At 71.5% G+C, this 20,809-nt stretch carries 22 protein-coding genes; 14 read left to right on the top strand and 8 right to left on the bottom strand.

Going from position 1 to position 20,809, the window contains the following annotated elements:
- Nucleotides 1-248: 248 nt before the first annotated feature.
- The gene (locus tag ACIBAD_RS28990; RefSeq protein WP_134074881.1) at nucleotides 249-734 is read left to right on the top strand and encodes a hypothetical protein; all 486 of its coding nucleotides are present in this window, start codon (nucleotides 249-251) and stop codon (nucleotides 732-734) included.
- A gap of 21 nt (nucleotides 735-755) precedes the next feature.
- On the opposite strand, the gene ACIBAD_RS28995 is transcribed toward ACIBAD_RS28990, so the two are convergent.
- A complete protein-coding gene (locus ACIBAD_RS28995) occupies nucleotides 756-1,427 on the bottom strand; it encodes a FadR/GntR family transcriptional regulator (protein ID WP_398909491.1) in 672 nt (223 codons plus the stop codon).
- 75 nt (nucleotides 1,428-1,502) lie between these two features.
- Between ACIBAD_RS28995 and ACIBAD_RS29000 the strand changes: the two genes are divergently transcribed.
- The 4 genes from ACIBAD_RS29000 (at nucleotide 1,503) to ACIBAD_RS29015 (ending at nucleotide 3,905) form a co-directional block, all read left to right on the top strand.
- A complete protein-coding gene (locus ACIBAD_RS29000; RefSeq protein ID WP_398909493.1) occupies nucleotides 1,503-2,816 on the top strand; it encodes a CynX/NimT family MFS transporter in 1,314 nt (437 codons plus the stop codon).
- Nucleotides 2,817-2,821: 5 nt separating this feature from the next.
- Nucleotides 2,822-2,941 carry an SGM_5486 family transporter-associated protein gene (locus ACIBAD_RS29005; protein ID WP_398909495.1) on the top strand — a complete coding sequence of 40 codons (120 nt, stop codon included), beginning with the start codon at nucleotides 2,822-2,824 and terminating at the stop codon, nucleotides 2,939-2,941.
- 151 nt (nucleotides 2,942-3,092) lie between these two features.
- Nucleotides 3,093-3,293 (top strand): hypothetical protein, encoded by a 201-nt coding sequence (locus tag ACIBAD_RS29010; RefSeq protein WP_053692559.1) that lies wholly within the window; start codon nucleotides 3,093-3,095, stop codon nucleotides 3,291-3,293.
- A gap of 90 nt (nucleotides 3,294-3,383) precedes the next feature.
- Nucleotides 3,384-3,905, top strand: a complete 522-nt coding sequence (locus ACIBAD_RS29015; RefSeq protein WP_134074879.1) for a histidine phosphatase family protein — start codon at nucleotides 3,384-3,386, stop codon at nucleotides 3,903-3,905.
- Nucleotides 3,906-4,013: 108 nt separating this feature from the next.
- On the opposite strand, the gene serB is transcribed toward ACIBAD_RS29015, so the two are convergent.
- A complete protein-coding gene (gene serB, locus ACIBAD_RS29020) occupies nucleotides 4,014-5,213 on the bottom strand; it encodes a phosphoserine phosphatase SerB (RefSeq protein ID WP_134074878.1) in 1,200 nt (399 codons plus the stop codon).
- 228 nt (nucleotides 5,214-5,441) lie between these two features.
- Complete coding sequence (locus ACIBAD_RS29025; protein WP_398909498.1) at nucleotides 5,442-6,965, bottom strand: streptophobe family protein; 1,524 nt, start codon at nucleotides 6,963-6,965, stop codon at nucleotides 5,442-5,444.
- A 253-nt stretch (nucleotides 6,966-7,218) separates the two neighbouring features.
- Between ACIBAD_RS29025 and ACIBAD_RS29030 the strand changes: the two genes are divergently transcribed.
- Nucleotides 7,219-9,756 (top strand): FHA domain-containing protein, encoded by a 2,538-nt coding sequence (locus ACIBAD_RS29030; protein WP_134074876.1) that lies wholly within the window; start codon nucleotides 7,219-7,221, stop codon nucleotides 9,754-9,756.
- Between the two features lie 103 nt (nucleotides 9,757-9,859).
- Here the strand turns inward: ACIBAD_RS29030 and ACIBAD_RS29035 are convergent, their stop codons facing one another.
- Nucleotides 9,860-10,573, bottom strand: coding sequence for a transglycosylase SLT domain-containing protein (locus ACIBAD_RS29035; protein ID WP_134074875.1), 714 nt, complete (start codon nucleotides 10,571-10,573; stop codon nucleotides 9,860-9,862).
- Nucleotides 10,574-11,046: 473 nt separating this feature from the next.
- On the opposite strand from ACIBAD_RS29035, the gene ACIBAD_RS29040 reads away from it, so the two are divergent.
- From ACIBAD_RS29040 to ACIBAD_RS29050, 3 genes are all read left to right on the top strand, one after another.
- Nucleotides 11,047-12,192 carry a GAF domain-containing sensor histidine kinase gene (locus ACIBAD_RS29040; protein WP_398909501.1) on the top strand — a complete coding sequence of 382 codons (1,146 nt, stop codon included), beginning with the start codon at nucleotides 11,047-11,049 and terminating at the stop codon, nucleotides 12,190-12,192.
- Complete coding sequence (locus tag ACIBAD_RS29045; protein WP_134074873.1) at nucleotides 12,185-12,826, top strand: response regulator transcription factor; 642 nt, start codon at nucleotides 12,185-12,187, stop codon at nucleotides 12,824-12,826. The genes ACIBAD_RS29040 and ACIBAD_RS29045 overlap by 8 nt, the downstream gene beginning before the upstream one ends.
- Nucleotides 12,827-12,976: 150 nt before the next feature.
- Nucleotides 12,977-13,222, top strand: a complete 246-nt coding sequence (locus tag ACIBAD_RS29050; RefSeq protein WP_398909503.1) for a chaplin family protein — start codon at nucleotides 12,977-12,979, stop codon at nucleotides 13,220-13,222.
- A gap of 89 nt (nucleotides 13,223-13,311) precedes the next feature.
- Here the strand turns inward: ACIBAD_RS29050 and ACIBAD_RS29055 are convergent, their stop codons facing one another.
- Nucleotides 13,312-14,094 carry a hypothetical protein gene (locus ACIBAD_RS29055; protein ID WP_398909505.1) on the bottom strand — a complete coding sequence of 261 codons (783 nt, stop codon included), beginning with the start codon at nucleotides 14,092-14,094 and terminating at the stop codon, nucleotides 13,312-13,314.
- Between the two features lie 145 nt (nucleotides 14,095-14,239).
- Between ACIBAD_RS29055 and ACIBAD_RS29060 the strand changes: the two genes are divergently transcribed.
- The 4 genes from ACIBAD_RS29060 to ACIBAD_RS29075 all read left to right on the top strand — a co-directional run bounded on the left by ACIBAD_RS29060 (nucleotide 14,240) and on the right by ACIBAD_RS29075 (nucleotide 17,568).
- Nucleotides 14,240-15,040, top strand: coding sequence for an ABC transporter ATP-binding protein (locus tag ACIBAD_RS29060; RefSeq protein ID WP_030162321.1), 801 nt, complete (start codon nucleotides 14,240-14,242; stop codon nucleotides 15,038-15,040).
- 135 nt (nucleotides 15,041-15,175) lie between these two features.
- Nucleotides 15,176-15,604: an NfeD family protein gene (locus ACIBAD_RS29065; RefSeq protein WP_134074871.1), complete on the top strand. Its 429-nt coding sequence runs from the start codon at nucleotides 15,176-15,178 to the stop codon at nucleotides 15,602-15,604.
- 101 nt (nucleotides 15,605-15,705) lie between these two features.
- Nucleotides 15,706-16,692, top strand: a complete 987-nt coding sequence (locus ACIBAD_RS29070) for an SPFH domain-containing protein (protein ID WP_134074870.1) — start codon at nucleotides 15,706-15,708, stop codon at nucleotides 16,690-16,692.
- Between the two features lie 105 nt (nucleotides 16,693-16,797).
- A complete protein-coding gene (locus tag ACIBAD_RS29075) occupies nucleotides 16,798-17,568 on the top strand; it encodes a sulfite exporter TauE/SafE family protein (RefSeq protein WP_134075755.1) in 771 nt (256 codons plus the stop codon).
- Between the two features lie 69 nt (nucleotides 17,569-17,637).
- On the opposite strand, the gene ACIBAD_RS29080 is transcribed toward ACIBAD_RS29075, so the two are convergent.
- From ACIBAD_RS29080 to ACIBAD_RS29090, 3 genes are all read right to left on the bottom strand, one after another.
- Nucleotides 17,638-18,141 (bottom strand): HNH endonuclease, encoded by a 504-nt coding sequence (locus ACIBAD_RS29080; RefSeq protein ID WP_030162330.1) that lies wholly within the window; start codon nucleotides 18,139-18,141, stop codon nucleotides 17,638-17,640.
- A 149-nt stretch (nucleotides 18,142-18,290) separates the two neighbouring features.
- On the bottom strand, nucleotides 18,291-18,824 hold the full coding sequence (locus ACIBAD_RS29085) for a YbhB/YbcL family Raf kinase inhibitor-like protein (protein WP_134074869.1): 534 nt from the start codon (nucleotides 18,822-18,824) through the stop codon (nucleotides 18,291-18,293).
- A gap of 46 nt (nucleotides 18,825-18,870) precedes the next feature.
- A complete protein-coding gene (locus ACIBAD_RS29090; protein ID WP_134074868.1) occupies nucleotides 18,871-19,653 on the bottom strand; it encodes a sporulation protein in 783 nt (260 codons plus the stop codon).
- Nucleotides 19,654-19,764: 111 nt separating this feature from the next.
- On the opposite strand from ACIBAD_RS29090, the gene ACIBAD_RS29095 reads away from it, so the two are divergent.
- A complete protein-coding gene (locus ACIBAD_RS29095; RefSeq protein WP_134074867.1) occupies nucleotides 19,765-20,406 on the top strand; it encodes a DNA-3-methyladenine glycosylase in 642 nt (213 codons plus the stop codon).
- Nucleotides 20,407-20,809 lie beyond the last annotated feature (403 nt).

Below are 20,809 nucleotides of genomic sequence, written 5' to 3' on the forward strand. Positions count from 1 at the left end.
CGGGGGGGGGGGGGGCCCCCCCGGGGGGGGGGGTTTTTTTTTTTTTGGGGGGGGGGGGGGGGGGCGGCCCCCCCCGGGGGGGGGCGCCCCCCGCCGCCGTTTCCGCCGGTGGGGGCGGGGAGCCGGGCCGGGTGTTCGATCAGATTTCCGCCCTCCGACCGGATCTTCTCGAGTCGAAAACCGGGACAGATGCCTGCAAACTGACCGAGTCGGGATCTTCCCGGCTCGTGCGGGGAGGAGGTACGGGAGTGCGCGCGAGGCGGAGCCGAGCGGTATCGCTGCTGGTCACCTCGGTGGTCCTGACGGGGTTCCTGATCCCGGGGGCCGACGCGCGGCCCGAGGGGGGCGACGCGCTGTCCGGGCCGGAGGCGGTGGCCGCCGTGGAGCCCGCCGCCGTGGAGCCCGCCGCAGTGGAGCCCGCAGCCGTCGAGCCCGCCGCCGTGGACCTCGACGAGATCCCCGCCGAGCCGCCCGCACGGCCCCGGCCGCCTGCCCCCCGGGAACTGTTCGGCGCCGACTGCGACACCGTGATCGAGGGCTCGCAGGTGTCGGCCACCTGCCTCAACGGCTATCCGGAGACGGATCTGCTGCGCCTGCACGTGGAGTGCGACCGCTGGTGGGACGTGGACGCGGACAGCGCCGCCGTCGCCCTGCCGCCGGCCGGCCGGATCGAGCTCACCAGCCGCTGCTGGAAGGAGGTCCGCTCGGCCTGGGTGACCCACCAGCGGCCGTGACCCCGGAAGGCTTCCGCGAGGCTACTTCCCGCCGAGGCACGCGAACGGGTAGCCCGCCGCCTCCGAGGCCGCCGCGTCCCCGTCCCCGCGCCGGACCGCCTCGATCAGCCGGGCGTGGTCCAGGTGCGCCGCGGGATCCAGCTCCGTGCCCACGTCCGTGCGCAGCCAGTCCGCCACCAGGTCGCCGAGGTCCGCGTACAGCTCGATGAGCACCTCGTTGTGCGAGGCCGCCACCACCGCCATGTGCAGCGCGACGTCCGCCGCCACGAACCGCTCCGCGTCCCCGCCCGCCCAGGCCTCCTCGCGGCGCGCCAGCAGTGCGTCCAGCTGCCCCATGTCCCGATCGGTGCGCCGCTCCGCCGCCAGCCGGGCCGCGGCGGACTCCAGCGTCGAGCGGAGCTCCGCGACGTGCCGCGGGTCGGCGCCCGCGAAGCGGCGGTGCATCACTCCGGCCAGTTCGCTGGTGGCGATGACGTACGTGCCCGAGCCCTGACGGATGTCCAGCAGCCCGTTGTGCGCCAGTGCGCGGACGGCCTCCCGGACGGTGTTGCGGGCGACGCCCAGCAGTTCCACCAGCTCCGGCTCGGTGGGGATGCGGGCCCCGACGGGCCATTCGCCAGACGTGATCTGGTTCCTGAGCTGGGCGATCACCTGGTCGACCAGCGCGGAGCGCCGGGGCGAGGTCAACGGCATGCGGGCGGGTTCCTATCCGAGTCCGGTCTGAAGGTGACGTGACAACCAATCATCCCATGATTCTATGATGGGGTAATGCCCGACGAAGAAATCCAGACCCTGAACCGGCCCGAGGCCGCGCGCACGATACCCGCACCGTCCCGTTCCGCCGCCCCCGCGAGCCCGCAAGCGCAACCGGACCCCACCTGGCTCGGCCCGGTCCTCATCGTCGGCATCGTGCTGGCCGCCCTCAACCTGCGGCCCGCCATCACCAGCCTCGGCGCCCTCTTCGAGGAGGTCCGCACGGGCCTCGGCATGAGCGGCACCGTCGCCGGACTGATCACCTCCGTCCCCGCCCTCTGCTTCGCCGTCTTCGGCGTCACCGCGCCCCGGCTCTCCCGCCGCTTCGGCCCGGCCGCCGTCGTCTGCGCGGGCATGGCCGCCGTCGCCACCGGGCTGCTGATCCGGCCGCTCACGCACAACGCCGCCGGCTTCCTCGCCGCCAGCGCCCTGTCCCTGGCGGGCATAGCCCTGACCAACGTGCTGCTCCCGGTCATCGTCAAGCGCTGGTTCCCGGACCGCGTGGGCACCATGACCGGCCTGTACTCCATGGCCCTGGCCCTGGGCACCTCGCTCGCCGCCGCCGTCACCGTGCCCATGACCTCCGCCCTCGGCGGCAGCTGGCGCACGGGCCTGCTGGTCTGGGCCGTGCTCGCGCTGGTCGCCGTACTGCCCTGGCTGCCCGCGGCGGCCGCCGCCCGGCGCCAGAAGCGGGGCGCGGACTCCGCGGCCGCCGCGACCGTACGGGCGGACGCCGGCCCGAAGATCGTCCGCAGCCGCACCGCCTGGGCCCTGGCCTGCTACTTCGGCCTACAGGCCACCGGCGCGTACATCACCATGGGCTGGCTCCCGCAGATCTTCCGCGACGCCGGGGTCTCCGCCTCCACCGCGGGCGTCCTGCTCGCCGTCACCATGGTCATGGGCGTCCCGCTCGCCTTCGTCATCCCCAACCTGGCCGGACGGATGAAGAACCAGGGGGCCATCGCCGTCACCCTCGGCGTCTTCGGCCTCATCGGATACACCGGCCTCCACTTCGCCCCCGCCGCCGGAGCCTGGGCCTGGGCTCTCCTGCTCGGCGTCTCCAACTGCGCCTTCCCCCTCGTCATCACCATGATCGGGCTGCGCGCCAAGTCCCCGGCCGGCGTGGTCAAGCTGTCCGCCTTCGCCCAGAGCGCCGGCTACCTCATCTCCATCCCCGGGCCGCTCCTCGTCGGCGCCCTCTACCAGCACAGCGGCGGCTGGGACCTCCCGCTCACCGTCATGGCGGCCCTGCTGGTCCCGCAGGTCGCGCTGGGCGTCCTGGCCGGCCGGGACCGCACGATCGAGGACGAATGCGGCATGCGAGACTGAGCGGCATGTCGCCCGTACTCGAACCGAACCCGCAGAACAGCCACAAGAAGCTCGGCCTGGTGCTGGGCGCGATGCTGGTCGTGACCGTGGTCATCTCCGTCATCGCGACCGTCGTCTCCCCCTGACACGGCCCTCGGGGGTAGGGGTAACCCCCCAACCCCTAGGGGGCCAGGGTCAGGGTCGACTGGGGTGTGTCCCGGATGGGCACCGCGCCTTGGAATCCATAGATTCGAAGAGAGCGAGCCAGTCCCACCCCGCGTACCCACGGAGGCGGCCATGTCGGCCCCCACACATACCCCCGGTCCCCGAATCCACGGCGCCAGCACCCGGCTGCACTGGTGGGCGCTGGCCCTTCCCGCGCTCGCATTCGGCCTCCTCCTGCTGCTCCTCGCCGGCTCCGGCCAAGCGCATGCCGCCACCGGCGAGGCCTCCGCGATCCTCCAGGTCACCGAGCAGATCCTGCGCGTCGTCGGCTGACCGGGTCCCTGCGGCGGAGCCCGCGGCCGACCACTGCCGAGCCCCCAACACCCTGCGCCCCACGGCCCGATTCATGGGAAGCTGGGAGCCATGAGCGCCGACACAACCCGCAGGATCGTCCTCCTCCGGCACGCCAAGGCCGACTGGCCCGAGGTGCCCGACCACGAACGCCCTCTGGCGGAACGGGGCCGCAAGGACGCACCGGCCGCCGGGTTGAAGCTGTCCGAAACCGGCATCGCCTTCGACCTGGCCCTCTGCTCCACCGCCGCCCGCACCCGTGAGACGTGGAAGCTCGCCGTCCAGGAGATGCCGCACCGGCCGAAGACCCACTACGAGGAGCGTCTGTACGACGCCTCGCCGGGCGAGCTCATCGCCCTCCTGAACGAGACGTCCGACGAGGTCAAGGACCTCCTCGTCATCGGCCACAACCCGGGCATGCACGCCCTCGCCGACGCCCTCTCCGGGCGGGCGGAGGGCGACGCCCTGGCCCGGATGGGCCGCACCGGCTTCCCGACCGCCGCCCTGGCCGTCGTCTCCTTCACCGGCTCCTGGAAATCCCTGGAGCACGGGGTGGGCACGCTGCTGGACTACTGGACGCCCAAGGACCACTGAGCGGGCCCACGAGCGCCGCGACGCAGGTTCGAGTACGAGCACGCATGAGCACGAGGACGGGCCCCGGCGGATCGACCGCGCCGGGGCCCGTCCTCGTCCGTGCGCGCCTCAGGTCAGGCCGGCGGCCTCGACCTCTTCCCGGGTGATCCCGAGCAGGTACAGCACCGCGTCCAGGAACGGCACGTTCACCGCCGTGTGCGCGGCCTCGCGGACCACCGGCTTGGCGTTGAACGCCACGCCCAGCCCGGCCGCGTTCAGCATGTCCAGGTCGTTGGCGCCGTCACCGATGGCCACCGTCTGGGACAGCGGTACCCCGGCCTCCGAGGCGAAGCGGCGCAGCAGCCGCGCCTTGCCGGCCCGGTCCACGATCTCGCCGGTGACCCGGCCGGTCAGCCGCCCGTCGACGATCTCCAGGGTGTTGGCCGAGGCGAAGTCCAGGCCCAGCCGCTCCTGCAGATCGTCCGTCACCTGGGTGAACCCGCCGGAGACCACACCCACCTGGTAGCCGAGCTGCTTGAGGGTGCGGATCAGGGTCCGGGCGCCCGGCGTCAGCCGCACCTCGGAGCGGACCTTGTCCACGACCGAGGCGTCCAGCCCGGCCAGCAGCTTCACCCGGGCGTGCAGCGACTGCTCGAAGTCCAGCTCCCCGCGCATGGCCCGCTCGGTCACCTCGGCGACCTCGGCCTCGCAGCCGGCGTGCGCGGCGAACAGTTCGATGACCTCGTCCTGGATCAGGGTCGAGTCCACGTCCATGACGACCAGGCGCTGCGCCCTGCGGTGCAGCCCGGCCGAGACCACGGCCACGTCGACGCCGATGTGGGAGGCGGAGGTGGCCAGCTCGGTGCGCAGCGGCTCGGTCTCCACACCGGAGACGGCGAACTCGACGGCCGTCACCGGGTACTTGGCGAGCCGGAAGATGCGGTCGATGTTGCCGCCGGTCGCGGTGATCCGGGAGGCGATGGCTGCCGTGGACTCGGCGGTCAGCGGATGCCCGAGCACGGTGACATGGGAACGGCCGCTGCCGCGCGGCCGGTTGTCACCGGTACCGGAGAGGATCTCGGCCTGCAGTTTCAGCGAGTCGGCCCAGCTGTGGACGGTGGCCCGCAGCTCGCCCTCGCCGCTGTCGGCGGGCTTGGTGACGAGGGCGCACAGGACGATGCGGCCACGGGTGACGACCTGCTCGATGTCGACGACGTCGACGGAGTAGGCGGCGAGGGTGTCGAACAGCCCGGCGGTGATCCCGGGACGGTCCTTGCCGAAGATCTTGACGAGGAGGGTGGGGACGTCGGAGGTCTGCGAAGCGCTCATGGTGCCCTCACCGTATCTTCCCGTCCTGCCCGCTTGGACCCCCGTCCCACCTGCCGGAACCATTTTCCGGCGCAACGCCCTTCGGCGCCGCCGATCGCAGCCGCCCGGGGGACGGCGGGAGGGTGCCTGAGGGGTGAACACGGGCCGACGGGGAGGTGAAGGAAGCCTTCGGGGCGGCGCCGTGGCCGAGCGTGTTCGATTCGACACGCCCGCTCCCGGCCCGGCGCCTCAGCCCGGCGGCCCCAGCGGCGGCGGCGGGGGAGGGGGCGGCGGCGGGGTGAACGGCGGACGGTGGCGCGGCGCCGGCCGGCCTGCGGGCCTGCGGGGAAGCCGGGTGACCGTGACGTCCCAGGAGCCGTCCGGCTCCGCGCAGGGCTCAGGCTCCGGCGGGGAGTACGGGTACGGCCGCCCCGGCGGAGGCCGGTAAGGGGCCGCCGGCGCGCCGGGGACCGGCCCTGCCGCCCCGCGGGGCCGGGCCGCGTGCACCGGCACCGGCTGCGGCGGACGGCGGCGCCCGGCCAGCAGGGCCCCCGCCCCGCCCGCGAACGCGCCCCAGGCCGCCCCGAGCGCCGGTGCGTACAGCACGTCGCCCCGCAGATCCAGCCCGGCACCGACCGCATCGACGCCGAGCACCGACAGCGAGGCGTCCACCGACACCGCCGTCAGCAGCGCCAGCACCGCCAGCGCCGCCCCGGTCACGGCCGACAGCCGCACCGCGCACACCGCGATCCCGCGCCCCGGAGTCCGTACGGCGGCCAGCACACCGGCGCAGAGCAGCAGCAGCCCCGCCCCCGCGACCAGCAGCCAGACCCGCCCGTCGTACTCCGCGAGCCGGGACACCGTCACCGGCTCCCGGGCCGACGCCCCCAGGAGATCGTCCAGCGGATCCGGGAGCAGCCGGCCCAGTGTGCCCGTGGCCCGGCCGTCGAACGGTACGAGGAGCCCCAGCAGCACCCCCGCCCAGGCCCCGTTCGGCGCCCCCAGCAGTGCGGCGCCCAGCACCCGCCCCGGATGCTCGTCGCCCGCCGCCGCCCACACCGCGGCCGCCAGCCCCGCCGCCACCGCCACCAGCAGGGCCGTCACCAGCGCCGACACCGCCGGCCGCAGCCGGGCGAAGGCCGCGGGCCCGCGCCGCGACGCGAGCAGCGCCACCGCCAGTACGCACAGCACCCACACCGCCGCGCCCAGCAGCGTCGGCCCGCTCTCCACCGAGAACCCCACCCGGGTCCGGGTGTCGATCAGGTCGCCCACGCGGTCCGGGAGCAGCCCGCCGATGTCCCCGATCCCCGGGACCGCCAGCTCCGACGGCGTCCTCGGCAACTGCGGCCCGTCCAGGGTGACCACCTCGTGCCCGGCCCGGGCGAGACCGCCCGCCGCGGCGACGAGCAGCGCCGCCACCGCGGCCGCCCGGGCGGCGAGTTCACCCCGGGGCGCCCCGCTGCGGATCGAGCGCAGGAAGATCCGGGCCAGGACCAGCGCCCCGGCCAGCCCCACCCCCAGCGGCATGACGTCCAGCGAGGACGGGGCGCCCGGCCCGGTGATCCCGAGGACGGACACGTCCCCCGACGGGGTGACCGTGCCGCCGATCGCCAGAACGACCACGGCGGCGGTCATCGCCCCGAGCGAGCCTCCCGCGGCGTCGGCGCCCAGCAGGCGGAGCCCGAGGGCGGCGACCGCGGCCATGGCGACGAGGGCCCAGCCGGTGGCGGCGATGCCCGTCAGGACCACGTCTCCCCAACGAATGCGGCGCATGCGTACCCCCGGTGCGTGTCGAGCGTGCGTGCCGAGCGGGACGGGGTCAGCCAGGGCGAGAAGTCCCGTATCTCACTCTCCGGGTGACTTTCGCCCCCGTCAACGGGCAGGCGTAGACGCCCTGGCAAGGCCCCGATTCCACATGTGGCCGCAGGCCTGAAATAGTTCCCCCGGATGTTCGCCATCCCTAGACTCCCTGACGTCGGACTCCCTGGCGTCAGGGGGATTCTCGGGGGACTTAAGTGGGGCTGGAGTGCCGGAACTCGTACTGGAATTGAATGGAAGGACCTGGACGCTCGATCCGTCCAGGTCGTACTCGTTGGGGCGCGACCCCCAGGGAGACGTGGTCATCGACGACGCCCGGGTGTCGTGGCGCCATGCCACCATCGCCTGGAACGGCCGGGGTTGGGGCATTGAGGACCACGGCAGCACCAACGGCACCTACGTGCACGGCGCGAGGGTCCAGCAGGCCGAGCTCGTGCCCGGCACGCCGGTGCACCTGGGCAACGCCACCGACGGGCCGCGGCTGAATCTGAGCGCCGCAGCCGCCGCCGCGCCGCAGCAGGCCGTACCGCAGCAGGCCGCTCCGGCCTACCAGGCCCCGGCGCCCGCCTACCAGGCCCCGGCCCAGCAGGCCGCACCGGCGTACCAGGCGCAGGCCCACCAGCCGCAGCAGCAGGCCTGGCAGCAGCAGCCGCAGCAGGCGGCCGCCCACCAGCCGCACCACCAGCCGCAGCAGCCGCATGTCCCGCAGCAGCAGGGTGCGGCCCCCGCCTACGGCGGTGACCGCAGCCCGACCACGTTCCACCAGATCGCCGTCGGCCGCGTCATGCGGATCGGCCGTGCGCTGGAGAACGAACTGGTCGTATCGGACCTCCAGGTCTCCCGCCTCCACGCGGAGTTCCGCTCCACGGGCGGCCGCTTCGAGATCCACGACCTCGGCAGCCACAACGGCACCTACGTCAACGGCCAGCCGCTGCCCAAGTCCGGCACCGCGCTGCTCGGCCCGAACGACATCGTCGGCGTCGGCCACTCGACGTTCCGGATCGTCGGCGACCGGCTTGAGGAGTTCGTCGACACCGGTGACGTCTCCTTCTCGGCCCGCCACCTCACGGTCACGGTCGACGGCGGCAAGCAGATCCTCAAGGACGTCACCTTCGGCGTCCCGGAGAAGTCGCTCATCGGCGTCATCGGCCCCTCCGGCTCCGGAAAGTCGACGCTCCTCAAGGCGCTGACCGGCTACCGGCCCGCCAACGAGGGCGACGTCCTCTACGACAACCGCAACCTGTACAAGCAGTTCGCGGAGCTCCGCCAGCGCATCGGCCTGGTCCCGCAGGACGACATCCTGCACAAGGAGCTGAAGGTCAGCACGGCCCTCAAGTACGCGGCCAAGCTCCGCTTCCCCGGCGACACCGCCGAGGCCGAGCGCGCCGCCCGCATCGACGAGGTCCTGCGCGAGCTCAAGCTCGACATCCACAAGGACAAGAAGATCACCTCGCTCTCCGGTGGTCAGCGCAAGCGCGTGTCCGTGGCCCTGGAGCTCCTCACCAAGCCGTCGCTGATCTTCCTCGACGAGCCCACCTCCGGCCTCGACCCGGGCATGGACCGCGACGTCATGCAGCTGCTGCGCGGCCTCGCCGACGACGGCCGCACGGTCCTCGTCGTCACGCACTCCGTGGCCGAGCTGTCGCTGTGCGACAAGCTGCTGGTCATGGCCCCGGGCGGTTCGGTCGCCTACTTCGGTCCGCCGGACGAGGCGCTGAACTTCTTCGGCTACAGCACGTGGGCCGACGTCTTCTCGGCGTTCGAGAACTACCGCGACTACGACTGGGCCGGCCGCTGGAAGGGCTCGCAGCACTACCAGCTGTACGCCGCCGACCTCGACGCGGTCGCCCCCCAGCAGGTCGCCATGCCGCCGATGCAGCAGATGATGCCGCCGAAGGCACAGGGCTGGGGCGACCAGCTGTGGACCCTGATCCGCCGCTACGTCTCGGTGATCGCGTCCGACAAGGGCTTCATGGCCCTGATGCTGATCCTGCCCGCGGTCCTGGGTGTGGTCTCGACGGTCATCCCCGCGACCTTCGGCCTCGCGCCGCCGAAGCCGCCGTCCCGATTCAACGGCGACGCCGGCACGATCATGCTGATCCTCTGCGTGGGCATGTGCTTCTCGGGTGCCGCGAACTCGGTCCGTGAGCTGATCAAGGAACGGGTCATCTACGAGCGCGAGCGCGCCACCGGTCTGTCCCGGTCGGCGTACCTCATGTCGAAGGTGATCGTCCTCGGCTTCATCACGGCCATCCAGGGCGCGGTCATCTGCGCCATCGGCTTCATCCCGCGCGACCTGCCCACCGAGGGCCTGCTCATGCCGCCGGCCGTCGAGCTCTGCCTGTCGGTCACCGCGCTCGGCTTCACGTCGATGATGTTCGGCCTGGTGATCTCCTCGCTGGTGAAGACCGCCGAGAAGACCATGCCGCTGCTGGTCATGTTCGCGATCGTCCAGGTCGTCTTCACCGGCATCCTCTTCCAGGTGTACGACTCGCCGGGCCTGGAGCAGTTCGCCTGGCTGATGCCCTCGCGCTGGGCGGTCGCCGCCGCGGGCACCACCCTCGACCTCGGCAAGCTCATGCCGCCGTGGGACCAGCAGAACCCGACCAACACCGACCCGCTGTGGGAGCACTCCGTCGCGCAGTGGGGCGTGAACATCACGATCCTGCTGCTCATCGGTGTGGCCTGCGGGTTCGCGGTGCAGAAGCTGCTGCGCCGCCACGAGCCCGAGGTCATGCGCAACTAGTCGTACCGCTCCGCGAACACCCCGCACCAACGCCTCAGGGCGGCACCCGGACACCGGGTGCCGCCCTGAGGCGCATGGGGGTTGCTCCGCCCGCCAGCGGCCCTTAGTAGGCGCTGTTGACGTTGTCGATCGAGCCGTAGCGGTCGGCGGCGTAGTTGGCCGCGGCGACGATGTTGGCGACCGGGTGGTACTGGTCCAGCGGGGTGCCGGGGACGTGGTACGCGAGGAAGGTCGGCTTGATGACCTGGAGCAGGCCCTTCGAGGGGATGCCGTTCTGGGCGTTGATGTCCCAGTTGTTGATCGCCCGCGGGTTGCCGCTCGACTCGCGCATGATGTTCTTGTACAGGCCGTTGTAGGTGCCCGGAATCTTGTGCGCCTTCATGATCGCAAGCGACTCCTTGATCCAGCCGTCAAGGTTGTTCGCGTAGACCGGCTTGCGGACGGTGGAACGGCTGGCAGCCGCCTTCGCCTCGCGGTCCTTCTTCGCCTTGGCCTCGGCCTTCGCCTTCGCCTCGGCGTCGGCCTTCGCCTTCGCGGTCGCGGCGGCCTTGGCCTTGATCGCGGCCTCGACCTTCGCGGCGTCCGTGGCCAGCTTGGTCTGGGCGCTGAGGTGCTGCACGGTCTTGGCCTGGACACCCTCGACGGCCTGGCTCCACGCCACGGGGGCGGCGGTCACGGTCGTACCGGCGTCGGCGGTGCCGGCGGGGACGACGGTGGCGGCCAGGGCGGCGGCGCCGATGGTGGCGAACGCGGCGAAGGACATCTTGTGCGCCTTCGTCATACGACGACTGTGGCCGGGGGTGCTGGTCTTGGACATGCGTAGCAACCTCTTCGAATAGCGGGAGCCGCAGGAAAGCGCCGCTCGGATCCGGGATCCGCGGCGCTGTGCGACGGGAGCAATTCTTAGCGGCGGCAAAATCGCCTGGCAAAGGTGTGACGTACGATCCCGCTTAGTGGATCAGGGGGCGCCGACGAGCCCGGAATTCCGGGCCGGGCGCTAGGTACGGCAGCGCTGACGCGGTCTTTATGCGTCCACTAGGCGCCTTCGTAAGTGACCTGGGTCCTATGCGCGGGCTCACATCGCCCACGTAACAGTCTCACCAAGCGTTGCGACAGCAACGCAATCCGTAACGGAATTCTCCACCCTGAGGACCACGGGCCCGCCGCCGCCCTCATCCCCAGGGCAGAGACGGCCCCCGCGCCCCCCTCCGAAAGGAGGAGGACACACCGCCCCCAGTCCTAGGGCCCGGGCCCGATCCCGCAGGTCAGAGCCGCGAGTACGGTGAGCCCATGACTGGTAGTCCCGTCTTCGGCGGCCCCCGCGGCGGCCTCGCCGCCGTGAGCACCGCGCTCCTCGCCATGAGCCGCCGACTGGAGGTCCGCGACGTCCTGCGCACGATCGTCGTCTCCGCCCGACAGCTGCTGGACGCCGAGTACGCGGCCCTGGGCGTCCCGGACGACCACGGCGGCTTCGCCCAGTTCGTCGTGGACGGAATCAGCGAGGAGCAGTGGCGCCGCATCGGCCCGCTGCCCCGCCAGCACGGCATCCTGGCCGCGATGCTCCACCAGGACGGCCCCGAGCGGCTGGCCGACGTGCGCAAGGACCCCCGCTTCGAGGGCTGGCCCCCCGCCCACCCCGAGATGTCCGACTTCCTCGGCCAGCCCGTCCGCGACGGCGAGGAGACCCTCGGCGCCCTCTTCCTCGCCAACAAGAAGAGCCCCGGAGGCTTCACCGAGGAGGACGAGGAGCTCCTCGCCCTCCTCGCCCAGCACGCGGCGATCGCCCTCACCAACGCCCGCCTCTACGAGCGCAGCCGCGAGCTCACGATCGCCGAGGAGCGCTCCCGCCTCGCCCACGAGCTGCACGACGCCGTCGCCCAGAAGCTCTTCTCGCTCCGCCTGACCGCCCAGGCGGCCGCCGCCCTCGTCGACCGCGACCCGGCCCGCGCCAAGGGCGAGCTCCAGCAGGTCGCCGCCCTCGCCGCGGAGGCCGCCGACGAGCTGCGCTCCGCCGTGACCGAGCTGCGCCCGGCCGGGCTCGACGAGGACGGCCTCGTCGCCACCCTCCGCGACCAGGTCCACGTACTCGACCGCGCCCACACCGCGCACGTCACCTTCACCTGTGACGGCGTACGGGCCCTCCCCGCGACCCAGGAGGAGGCGCTGCTCCGGGTCGCCCAGGAGGCCCTCCACAACGCCCTGCGGCACTCGGGCGGCGACCGCGTCGAGGTCACCCTCGCCCGCCGGGCCGCGGGGGCCGTGCTGACCGTCACGGACGACGGAAGAGGCTTCTCCCCTTCCTCGATCCGCGCGGCCGGACGCCACCTGGGCCTGGTCTCCATGCGGGACCGGGCGAGCGGCGTCGGCGGCAGCCTCACCGTGCATTCGGAGCCCGGTACGGGCACCACGATCGAGATGGAGGTCCCCGGTGGCTGACACGCCCATCCGCGTCCTGCTGGTGGACGACCACCAGGTGGTCCGCCGCGGCCTGCGCACGTTCCTGGAGGTACAGGAGGACATCGAGGTGGTCGGGGAGGCCGCCGACGGGGAGGAGGGCGTGGCCCGCGCCGAGGAGCTGCGGCCCGACGTGATCCTGATGGACGTCAAGATGCCGGGCACCGACGGCATCGAGGCCCTGCGCAGGCTGCGCGCCCTGGCGAACCCGGCGCGGGTGCTGATCGTCACCAGCTTCACCGAGCAGCGGACGGTGGTCCCGGCCCTGCGGGGCGGCGCCGCCGGATACGTCTACAAGGACATCGACCCCGACGCGCTGGCCGGAGCCATCCGCTCCGTCCACGCCGGCCACGTGCTGCTCCAGCCGGAGGTGGCGGAGGCGCTGCTCTCCCAGGAGGGACCGCCGTCGTCGAGCCGGGGAGGCTCGCTGACCGAGCGGGAACAGGAAGTGCTATCGCTGATCGCGGACGGCCGCTCCAACCGGGAGATCGCCCGCGCGCTGGTCCTGTCGGAGAAGACGGTCAAGACGCACGTGTCGAACATCCTGATGAAGCTGGACCTCGCGGACCGCACCCAGGCCGCGTTGTGGGCGGTCAGGCACGGCATCGCGGACTGAACCCGGCCGGAAGGCACCGTCCGGCTCCGATCTCGGATTCATACGGTCGGGTGTATGTAGCCCACATGGCGTATCCCGTTCGTCGGATGACCGTTCTACATGACGTGTCGCGGCGGCTGGCCGCGGCAGACGTACTGGAGGACGAACAACGTGAAGAACATCAAGAAGGCCACTGCCATCTCCGTGATCGCGGGCGGCCTCCTTGCCGCGGGCGCCGGCGTCTCCTCGGCGCACGGCGGTGCGTCGGCCGACGGCCAGGCCGTGGGCTCGCCCGGCGTCGTCTCCGGAAACCAGGTCCAGGTCCCCGTCGACGTCCCCGTGAACGTGGTCGGCAACACGGTCACGGTGATCGGCCTGCTGAACGCCGCCTGGGGCAACACGGGCGTCAACGCCTGACCCGCGCCCACGCACCGGCCCCGCTTCCCCCACCTCTCCCCGGGAAGCGGGGCCGCAGTGCGTCCCGGACACGGGACACCCCTGGACGTCTAGCCCCGCTCGCGCTCCTCGACCGCCGAGTTGTACGCGGCGACCAGCGCGCGCCGCGCCACCCGCTCCACCGGCCGCAAGGCCTCGGCCCGCGCCGCCATCTCCGAGGCGGCCACCGCGCCGCCCGGCCCGTGCTCGTACGCCAGCGACACCAGCAGGTCCACCCGCTGCGCCAGCGCCAGCACCCGTACCGCCCGCGCCGGATACCCCGGCGCCAGCACCTCCCGCCCGGCGTCCGCCCGTGCCCGGTACGCCGACAGCGCGGCCTCCGCCACCGGCCCCGACCCCGCCACGTCCAGCCGGGTCAGCGCCCCCGTCGCCTCGCGCAGCGCCTCCGCAAGCTCCCGCTCCGCCTCACCGAGCGACGGCACGTCCGCCGGCGGGGCCTCCCGTACGGGCAGGCAGTGCCACGTCACCGAGACGTGCACGTCCCCCTGCGGCCCGGCCTCGGCCACCTCCGGCACCAGACCCAGCGCCGCGCCCACCGCGACGACCGCCTCCTCCGCCTCCAGCGCCCGCGCGTTGAACTCGGCCGGCCCGCTCAGCCCCAGCGGATGGCCCGGCGCCGGCAGCGCCACCCGCAGCCCGGTCACTCCCAGCGCCCGCATGCGGCCGAGCGCCAGCGTCAGACCCACCGGACCCGATTCGCCCGGCAGCCCCTCCACCCGGTGCACGGCGTCCTCGCCCACGATCGACAACACGGCCTCGTCGGGCGAGGCCAAACCGGCCAGCAGTGCGTTCCCCCAGGCGGCCAACCGCCCTGAACGTGGTTCGAAAAGCATTCCCCCACTTTACGGATCGGCCCGGATCGGCCCCCGCGGCCAACCTGGCGCCCGGACCCCTCGCCGAGTGGCGTAGGTTTTCCCCTGGGGCTGCGCCTACCGGTGCACAGACGAAACCGAGACTGCAAGGGGAGACAACACGCTCATGAGCGATGTTCTGGAGCTGGTGGACGTATCCGTGGTCCGCGAGGGCCGGGCTCTGGTGGACCAGGTCTCCTGGTCGGTGAAGGAGGGGGAGCGCTGGGTGATCCTCGGCCCCAACGGCGCCGGCAAGACCACGCTGCTGAACCTCGCCTCCAGCTACCTCTTCCCCACCAAGGGCGCCGCCACCATCCTCGGCAGCACCCTCGGCAAGCCCGGCAGCGACGTCTTCGAGCTGCGCCCGCGCATCGGTGTCGCCGGGATCGCCCTGGCCGACAAGCTCCCCAAGCGCCAGACCGTCCTGCAGACCGTCCTCACCGCCGCGTACGGCATGACGGCTACCTGGCAGGAGGAGTACGAGGAGATCGACGAGCAGCGCGCCCGCGCCTTCCTCGACCGCCTCGGCATGACGGAGTACCTCGACCGGAAGTTCGGCACCCTCTCCGAGGGCGAGCGCAAGCGCACCCTGATCGCCCGCGCCCTGATGACCGACCCCGAGCTGCTCCTCCTCGACGAGCCCGCCGCCGGCCTCGACCTCGGCGGCCGCGAGGACCTCGTGCGCCGCCTCGGCCGCCTCGCCCGCGACCCGCTCGCGCCGTCCATGGCGATGGTCACGCACCACGTCGAGGAGATCGCCCCCGGCTTCACCCACGTCCTGATGATCCGGCAGGGCAAGGTCGTCACCGCGGGCCCGATCGACCTCGAACTGACCTCGCGCAACCTCTCGCTGTGCTTCGGCCTCCCCCTGGTCGTCGAGCGCAACGACAGCGACCGCTGGACCGCCCAGGGCCTCCCGCTGCGCTAGCAGGGCCACCGGTTCGGGCGGCGCCGGTACGTGCACCGCCCGTACCGGCACCGCCCGTACGGGCCGGCCCGCACTGTCGGTCCGCGCGCCGTCGCACCCTGTCCCGACCGTGCCTGCCCGACCTACCATGACCATGTGAACTTCGACGCGTGGCTGTGGTGGCTCATCGGCGCGGTCGGACTGGGCATTCCGCTCGTCCTGACGGCGATGCCCGAGTTCGGCATGTTCGCCGTCGGCGCGCTCGCCGCCGCGGTCACGGCGGCGTTCGGCGGGGGAGTGGTCGCCCAGGTCCTGGTCTTCGTGATCGTGTCTGTGGCGCTCGTCGCCGTCGTCCGCTCGATCGCCAACCACCACCGTGAGCAGCGGCCCCAACACCGCTCCGGAATCGACGCGTTGAAGGGAAGAAGCGCGCTCGTCCTCGAACGCGTCGACGGCAGCGGAGGCCGGATCAAACTCGCCGGCGAGATCTGGTCCGCCCGCACCCTCGACGCGGACAGCAGCTTCGAACCCGGCCAGTCGGTGGACGTCGTGGAGATCGACGGAGCCACCGCGGTCGTGATGTGAGCTTGTCGAGCTTGAGCTAAGGAGCCGACCCGCGGCCCCGGGGTCTGCGAGACTCCGATCAACGGGGCAGCACGGACAGCCGGAAGGGCACGGGGAACCGCATGTCATCGATCATCATCGTCCTGATCATTCTGGTGGTTCTGGTCTTCATCGCACTGGTCAAGACGATCCAGGTGATCCCGCAGGCCAGCGCCGCCATCGTCGAACGCTTCGGCCGCTACACGCGCACCCTCAACGCGGGCCTCAACATCGTCGTCCCGTTCATCGACTCCATCCGCAACCGCATCGACCTGCGCGAGCAGGTCGTGCCGTTCCCGCCGCAGCCGGTCATCACGCAGGACAACCTCGTCGTCAACATCGACACCGTCATCTACTACCAGGTGACCGACGCCCGGGCGGCGACGTACGAGGTCGCCAGCTACATCCAGGCCATCGAGCAGCTCACCGTCACCACCCTGCGCAACATCATCGGCGGCATGGACCTGGAGCGGACCCTGACCTCCCGCGAGGAGATCAACGCCGCCCTGCGCGGAGTCCTCGACGAGGCCACCGGCAAGTGGGGCATCCGCGTCAACCGCGTCGAGCTCAAGGCGATCGAGCCGCCGACCTCCATCCAGGACTCGATGGAGAAGCAGATGCGCGCCGACCGGGACAAGCGCGCCGCGATCCTCCAGGCCGAAGGTGTCCGGCAGTCCGAGATCCTGCGCGCCGAGGGCGAGAAGCAGTCCTCCATCCTGCGCGCCGAGGGTGAGGCCAAGGCCGCCGCACTGAAGGCCGAGGGCGAGGCCCAGGCCATCCGCACGGTCTTCGAGTCCATCCACGCAGGAGACGCCGACCAGAAGCTCCTCGCCTACCAGTACCTCCAGATGCTCCCGAAGATCGCCGAAGGCGACGCCAACAAGCTCTGGATCGTGCCCAGCGAGATCGGAGACGCCCTCAAGGGCCTCTCGGGAGCCATGGGCAACTTCGGCCCCATGGGCGGAGGTTCGGGATTCAACCCGCAGAACACCGGCAAGGACGGCGGCCATGGCGCCGGCGCGGCCGACAAGGCCGCCGCCGAGCGCCGCGAACAGCCCCCCATCGACTGACCTGCCCGTCCCCTCCTGCATGATCAGTGAGGCCCCTCGACCTTCATGGCGGGGAGGCGACTCACTCATGCAAAGGGGATGGCTCAGTCCATGTCTCTGCTCTCGATGTCCCCCTGGGAATCACTCGCGGTGTTCGCGGCCGGCATCGGCGCCGGCACGATCAACACCATCGTCGGCTCCGGCACCCTCATCACGTTCCCGGTGCTGCTCGCCACCGGACTGCCGCCCGTCACCGCCAACGTGTCCAACACCCTCGGCCTGGTGCCCGGTTCCATCAGCGGAGCCATCGGCTACCGCAAGGAGCTCCAGGGCCAGCGCGGCCGCATCCTCCGGCTCGGCGCCGTCTCCCTCGTCGGGGGACTCGCGGGCGCCATCCTGCTGCTCACCCTGCCGTCGGACTCCTTCGACACGATCGTGCCCGTCCTCATCGGACTCGCCCTCGTGCTCGTCGTCCTCCAGCCCCGCCTCGCCGCGGCCCTGCGCAGGCGCCAGGAAGCCGCCGGCACCGAACCCGGGCACCCCGACGGCGGCCCCGCCCTGCTCACCGGAATGCTCTTCGCCAGCGCGTACGGGGGCTACTTCGGCGCCGCGCAGGGCGTGCTCTACGTCGGCTTGATGGGCCTGTCCTTCCACGAGGACCTCCAGCGCATCAACGCCGTCAAGAACGTCCTCGCCGGCCTCGTCAACGGCATCGCGGCCGTCTTCTTCCTCTTCGTCGCCGAGTTCGACTGGACGGCCGTGGTCCTGATCGCCGTCGGCTCCACCCTCGGCGGCCAGATCGGCGCCAAGGTCGGCCGCCGCCTCTCACCGACCGTGCTCCGGGGAGTCATCGTCGTGGTCGGCGTGCTCGCCATCGTCCAGCTGCTGCTGCGCTGAGCGACGTACGGGAAGTACGTCACCCAGCGCACCTGCGGTCATCCAGCCGTACCGGCCTCGCCGCCCGTACTAGGCGGAACGCTCCAGCCACTCGGGCAGCGCCTCACGGCCCCCCACCCCCAGGGCCAGCAGCATGGCATCCGCCGGAGACGGCACGAAGGGCTTCCGGAGGAGCGGCATCCCCGCCTCCTCCGGAGTCCGGGCCGCCTTGCGGTGATTGTCCTCGGCGCAGGACGCCACCGTGTTCAACCACGTGTCCCCACCGCCCTGGGCCCGCGGCAGCACGTGGTCCACGGTCGTCGCGCGCTTCCCGCAGTACGCGCACCGGTGCTGGTCCCGGACCAGCACCCCCCTCCGCGACCAGGGAGCATGTCTTCGGAACGGCACCCGTACGTACCGGCACAGCCTGATCACCCGCGGCAGCGGAAGATCCAGGGAGGCACCGCGCACACGCAGTTCCGGGTGCGACTGCTCGACCACGGCCTTGTCCTGGAGCACCAGGACCACAGCCCGGTTCAGCGTCACCGTCGACAGCGGCTCGAAGCTCGCATTCAGCACCAGCGTGTCCCGCATCTCGCCCACCTCCCGTGTGCAGGCCCGCGACCACACTGGCGGCAGGGCCCGCGACCACTCTGGCCGCGCGCGCCACGCGGGACAACGCAATAAAAATGCCCGGTCCTGGTCGTCTTTAGACCAGGACCGGGCAAACGCACGGCGAACGATCAGCTCGCGGGGCCCTCGTACTCACCGATCAGCTGAGCCCGCCCCAACGAATGGAACCGCAGGTTGAATCCGACGACCGCCGGCGAGACGTCCGCACCGGGACCCAGCTTCTCCTGGTCCACCGCGTAGACGGTGAACACGTACCGGTGCCGCTCCCCGGCCGGCGGAGCCGCCCCGCCGAAGTCCTTCGTGCCGTAGTCGTTGCGCACGTGCACGGCCCCCGCGGGCAGCCCCTCGAACTTCCCGCTGCCCGCCCCTGCCGGCAGCTCGGTGACCGAAGCGGGCAGATCGAAGAGCACCCAGTGCCAGAACCCGCTGCCCGTCGGGGCGTCCGGGTCGAAGCACGTCACGGCGAAGCTCTTCGTCCCCTCCGGGAACCCCTCCCACCGCAGGTGCGGAGAGACGTTCCCGCCCTTCAGCACCTGGGCGTCGCCCAGCTCCCCACCGGGATCGAGGTCCGCGCTCTCCACCGAGAACTCGTGCACCTGCGGGTGGAAATCGTGCGGAAGGGGCGCCCTCTTCTGCTCGGCCACTGCTGAACCTCCTGATCGCGAACCAGTACCGGTTGACGGGCCGAGCCTAGAACCAGTTGCGCTGCGAACCCACGGACGCGATCCACTGGTTGAGGTACGCCGCCCAATCGGTCCCCTGGTACGACTGCAGACCCACCTGGAAGCAGCGGTACGTGTCACTGCCCTCGGAGAACAGCCCCGACTTCTTGTCCATCTCCAGCACGACGTCCATCTCGCGGCCGTCCGAGACGAAGGTCAGCTCGACCTGGTTCAGCCCGCGGTACTGCGCCGGGGGCAGGAACTCGATCTCCTGGTAGAACGGCAGGGTCTGGCGGGTCCCGCGGATGTGCCCGCGCTCCATGTCCGCACTGCGGAAGCTGAAGCCGAGCTGGCGGAAGGCGTCCAGGATCGCCTGCTGCGCCGGCACCGGGTGCACGTTGATCGGGTCGAGGTCGCCGGCGTCCACCGCGCGCGCGATCTCCAGCTCGGTGCTGACCCCGATGTTCATCCCGTGCAGGTGCTGGCCCCCGAAGTGGGTGATCGGCGTCTCCCAGGGGATCTCCAGCCCGAACGGCACCACGTGCAGGGCGCCCGCCTGCACCTGGAAGGCACCGCCGAGGCGCTGCTTGGTGAAGACGACGTCCTGCTTGTACTCCTGGTCGCCGCCCTCCACCTCGACCCGCGCCTGGAGGCCGACGGACAGGCCCTCGATCTGCTGCTCCACGGAACCGCCCTGGATGCGGACCTCGCCCTGGACGATCCCGCCCGGCACGACGTTCGGCTCGGTGATGATCGTGTCCACCGAAGCACCGCCGGCACCCAGCGCCGCGAACAGCTTCTTGAACCCCATGCTCTGACTCCCCTTGAAGGCTCGTGCGACTACCGCTTACGAGTACACCCTGACAAACGCGGAACCTTCGGCCCCGGTTGCAGATCTGCACGTTGTACTACGCTCGACCGGATGAGCGCGCGCCCCGACCGTACGCCCCTGGCCCGGTCCTTCTTCGACCGGCCGGTCCTCACCGTGGCCCCGGACCTCCTCGGCCGGATCCTGGTCCGCCGTACACCCGAAGGCCCCGTGGAGCTCCGCATCACGGAGGTGGAGGCGTATGAGGGGGAGGCCGACCCGGGCTCCCACGCCTACCGGGGGCGCACCCCGCGCAACGCATCGATGTTCGGTCCGCCCGGACACGCGTACGTCTACTTCATCTACGGCATGTGGTTCAGCCTGAACCTGGTGTGCGGTCCGCCCGGCCACGCGAGCGGGGTGCTGCTGCGCGCGGGCGAGATCACCGTGGGCGCCGACCTGGCCCGCAAACGTCGACTTTCCGCCAGAAGCGACCGGGAACTGGCCAAAGGCCCGGCCCGCCTGGCCACCGCCCTGGCGGTCGACCGTTCCCTGGACGGCGCCGACCTCTGCGCCGGCCCCGATTCCCCCTTGACCCTGCTTTCCGGCACCGCGACCTCGTCCGACCTGGTGAGCAACGGGCCGCGCACGGGAGTCGGCGGCGCGGGCGCGGATCATCCGTACCGCTACTGGATCACGCACGACCCGACGGTGAGCCCTTATCGCGCCCATGCGCCACGCCGCCGTTCAACTTGACTCCACCTTGGCGGAGGCCTAACGTAGCCCGAGCCGCTTGAACGGGGCACTGCCATCAGCAGACCCCCGGGGCGGCCAACCCACTACCTACGACGTTCCCCTGGCGGGGTCGATTTCGGCATGCCCGAATTCGAATCCAGTGGCTCGATTATGAGCCGCAAGGGATAAGCGCTAAAGTGGTGGAGCGCCGAAAGGCAAAGGCCCCCAACGGCCGCCGAATTCAAATCCGAGTCGGAAACGACGAAGAAATGATCTGGTAGAGTTGGAAACGAAGAACGAAGCCCGGAGGAAACCCCCAGTGAGTCACTGAGGGTGAGTACAAAGGAAGCGTCCGTTCCTTGAGAACTCAACAGCGTGCCAAAAATCAACGCCAGAAGTTGATACCCCGTCCACTTCGGTGGAT

It is taken from the genome of Streptomyces sp. NPDC051109, from assembly GCF_044455885.1.
In the GTDB taxonomy this organism is placed as follows: Bacteria; Actinomycetota; Actinomycetes; order Streptomycetales; family Streptomycetaceae; genus Streptomyces.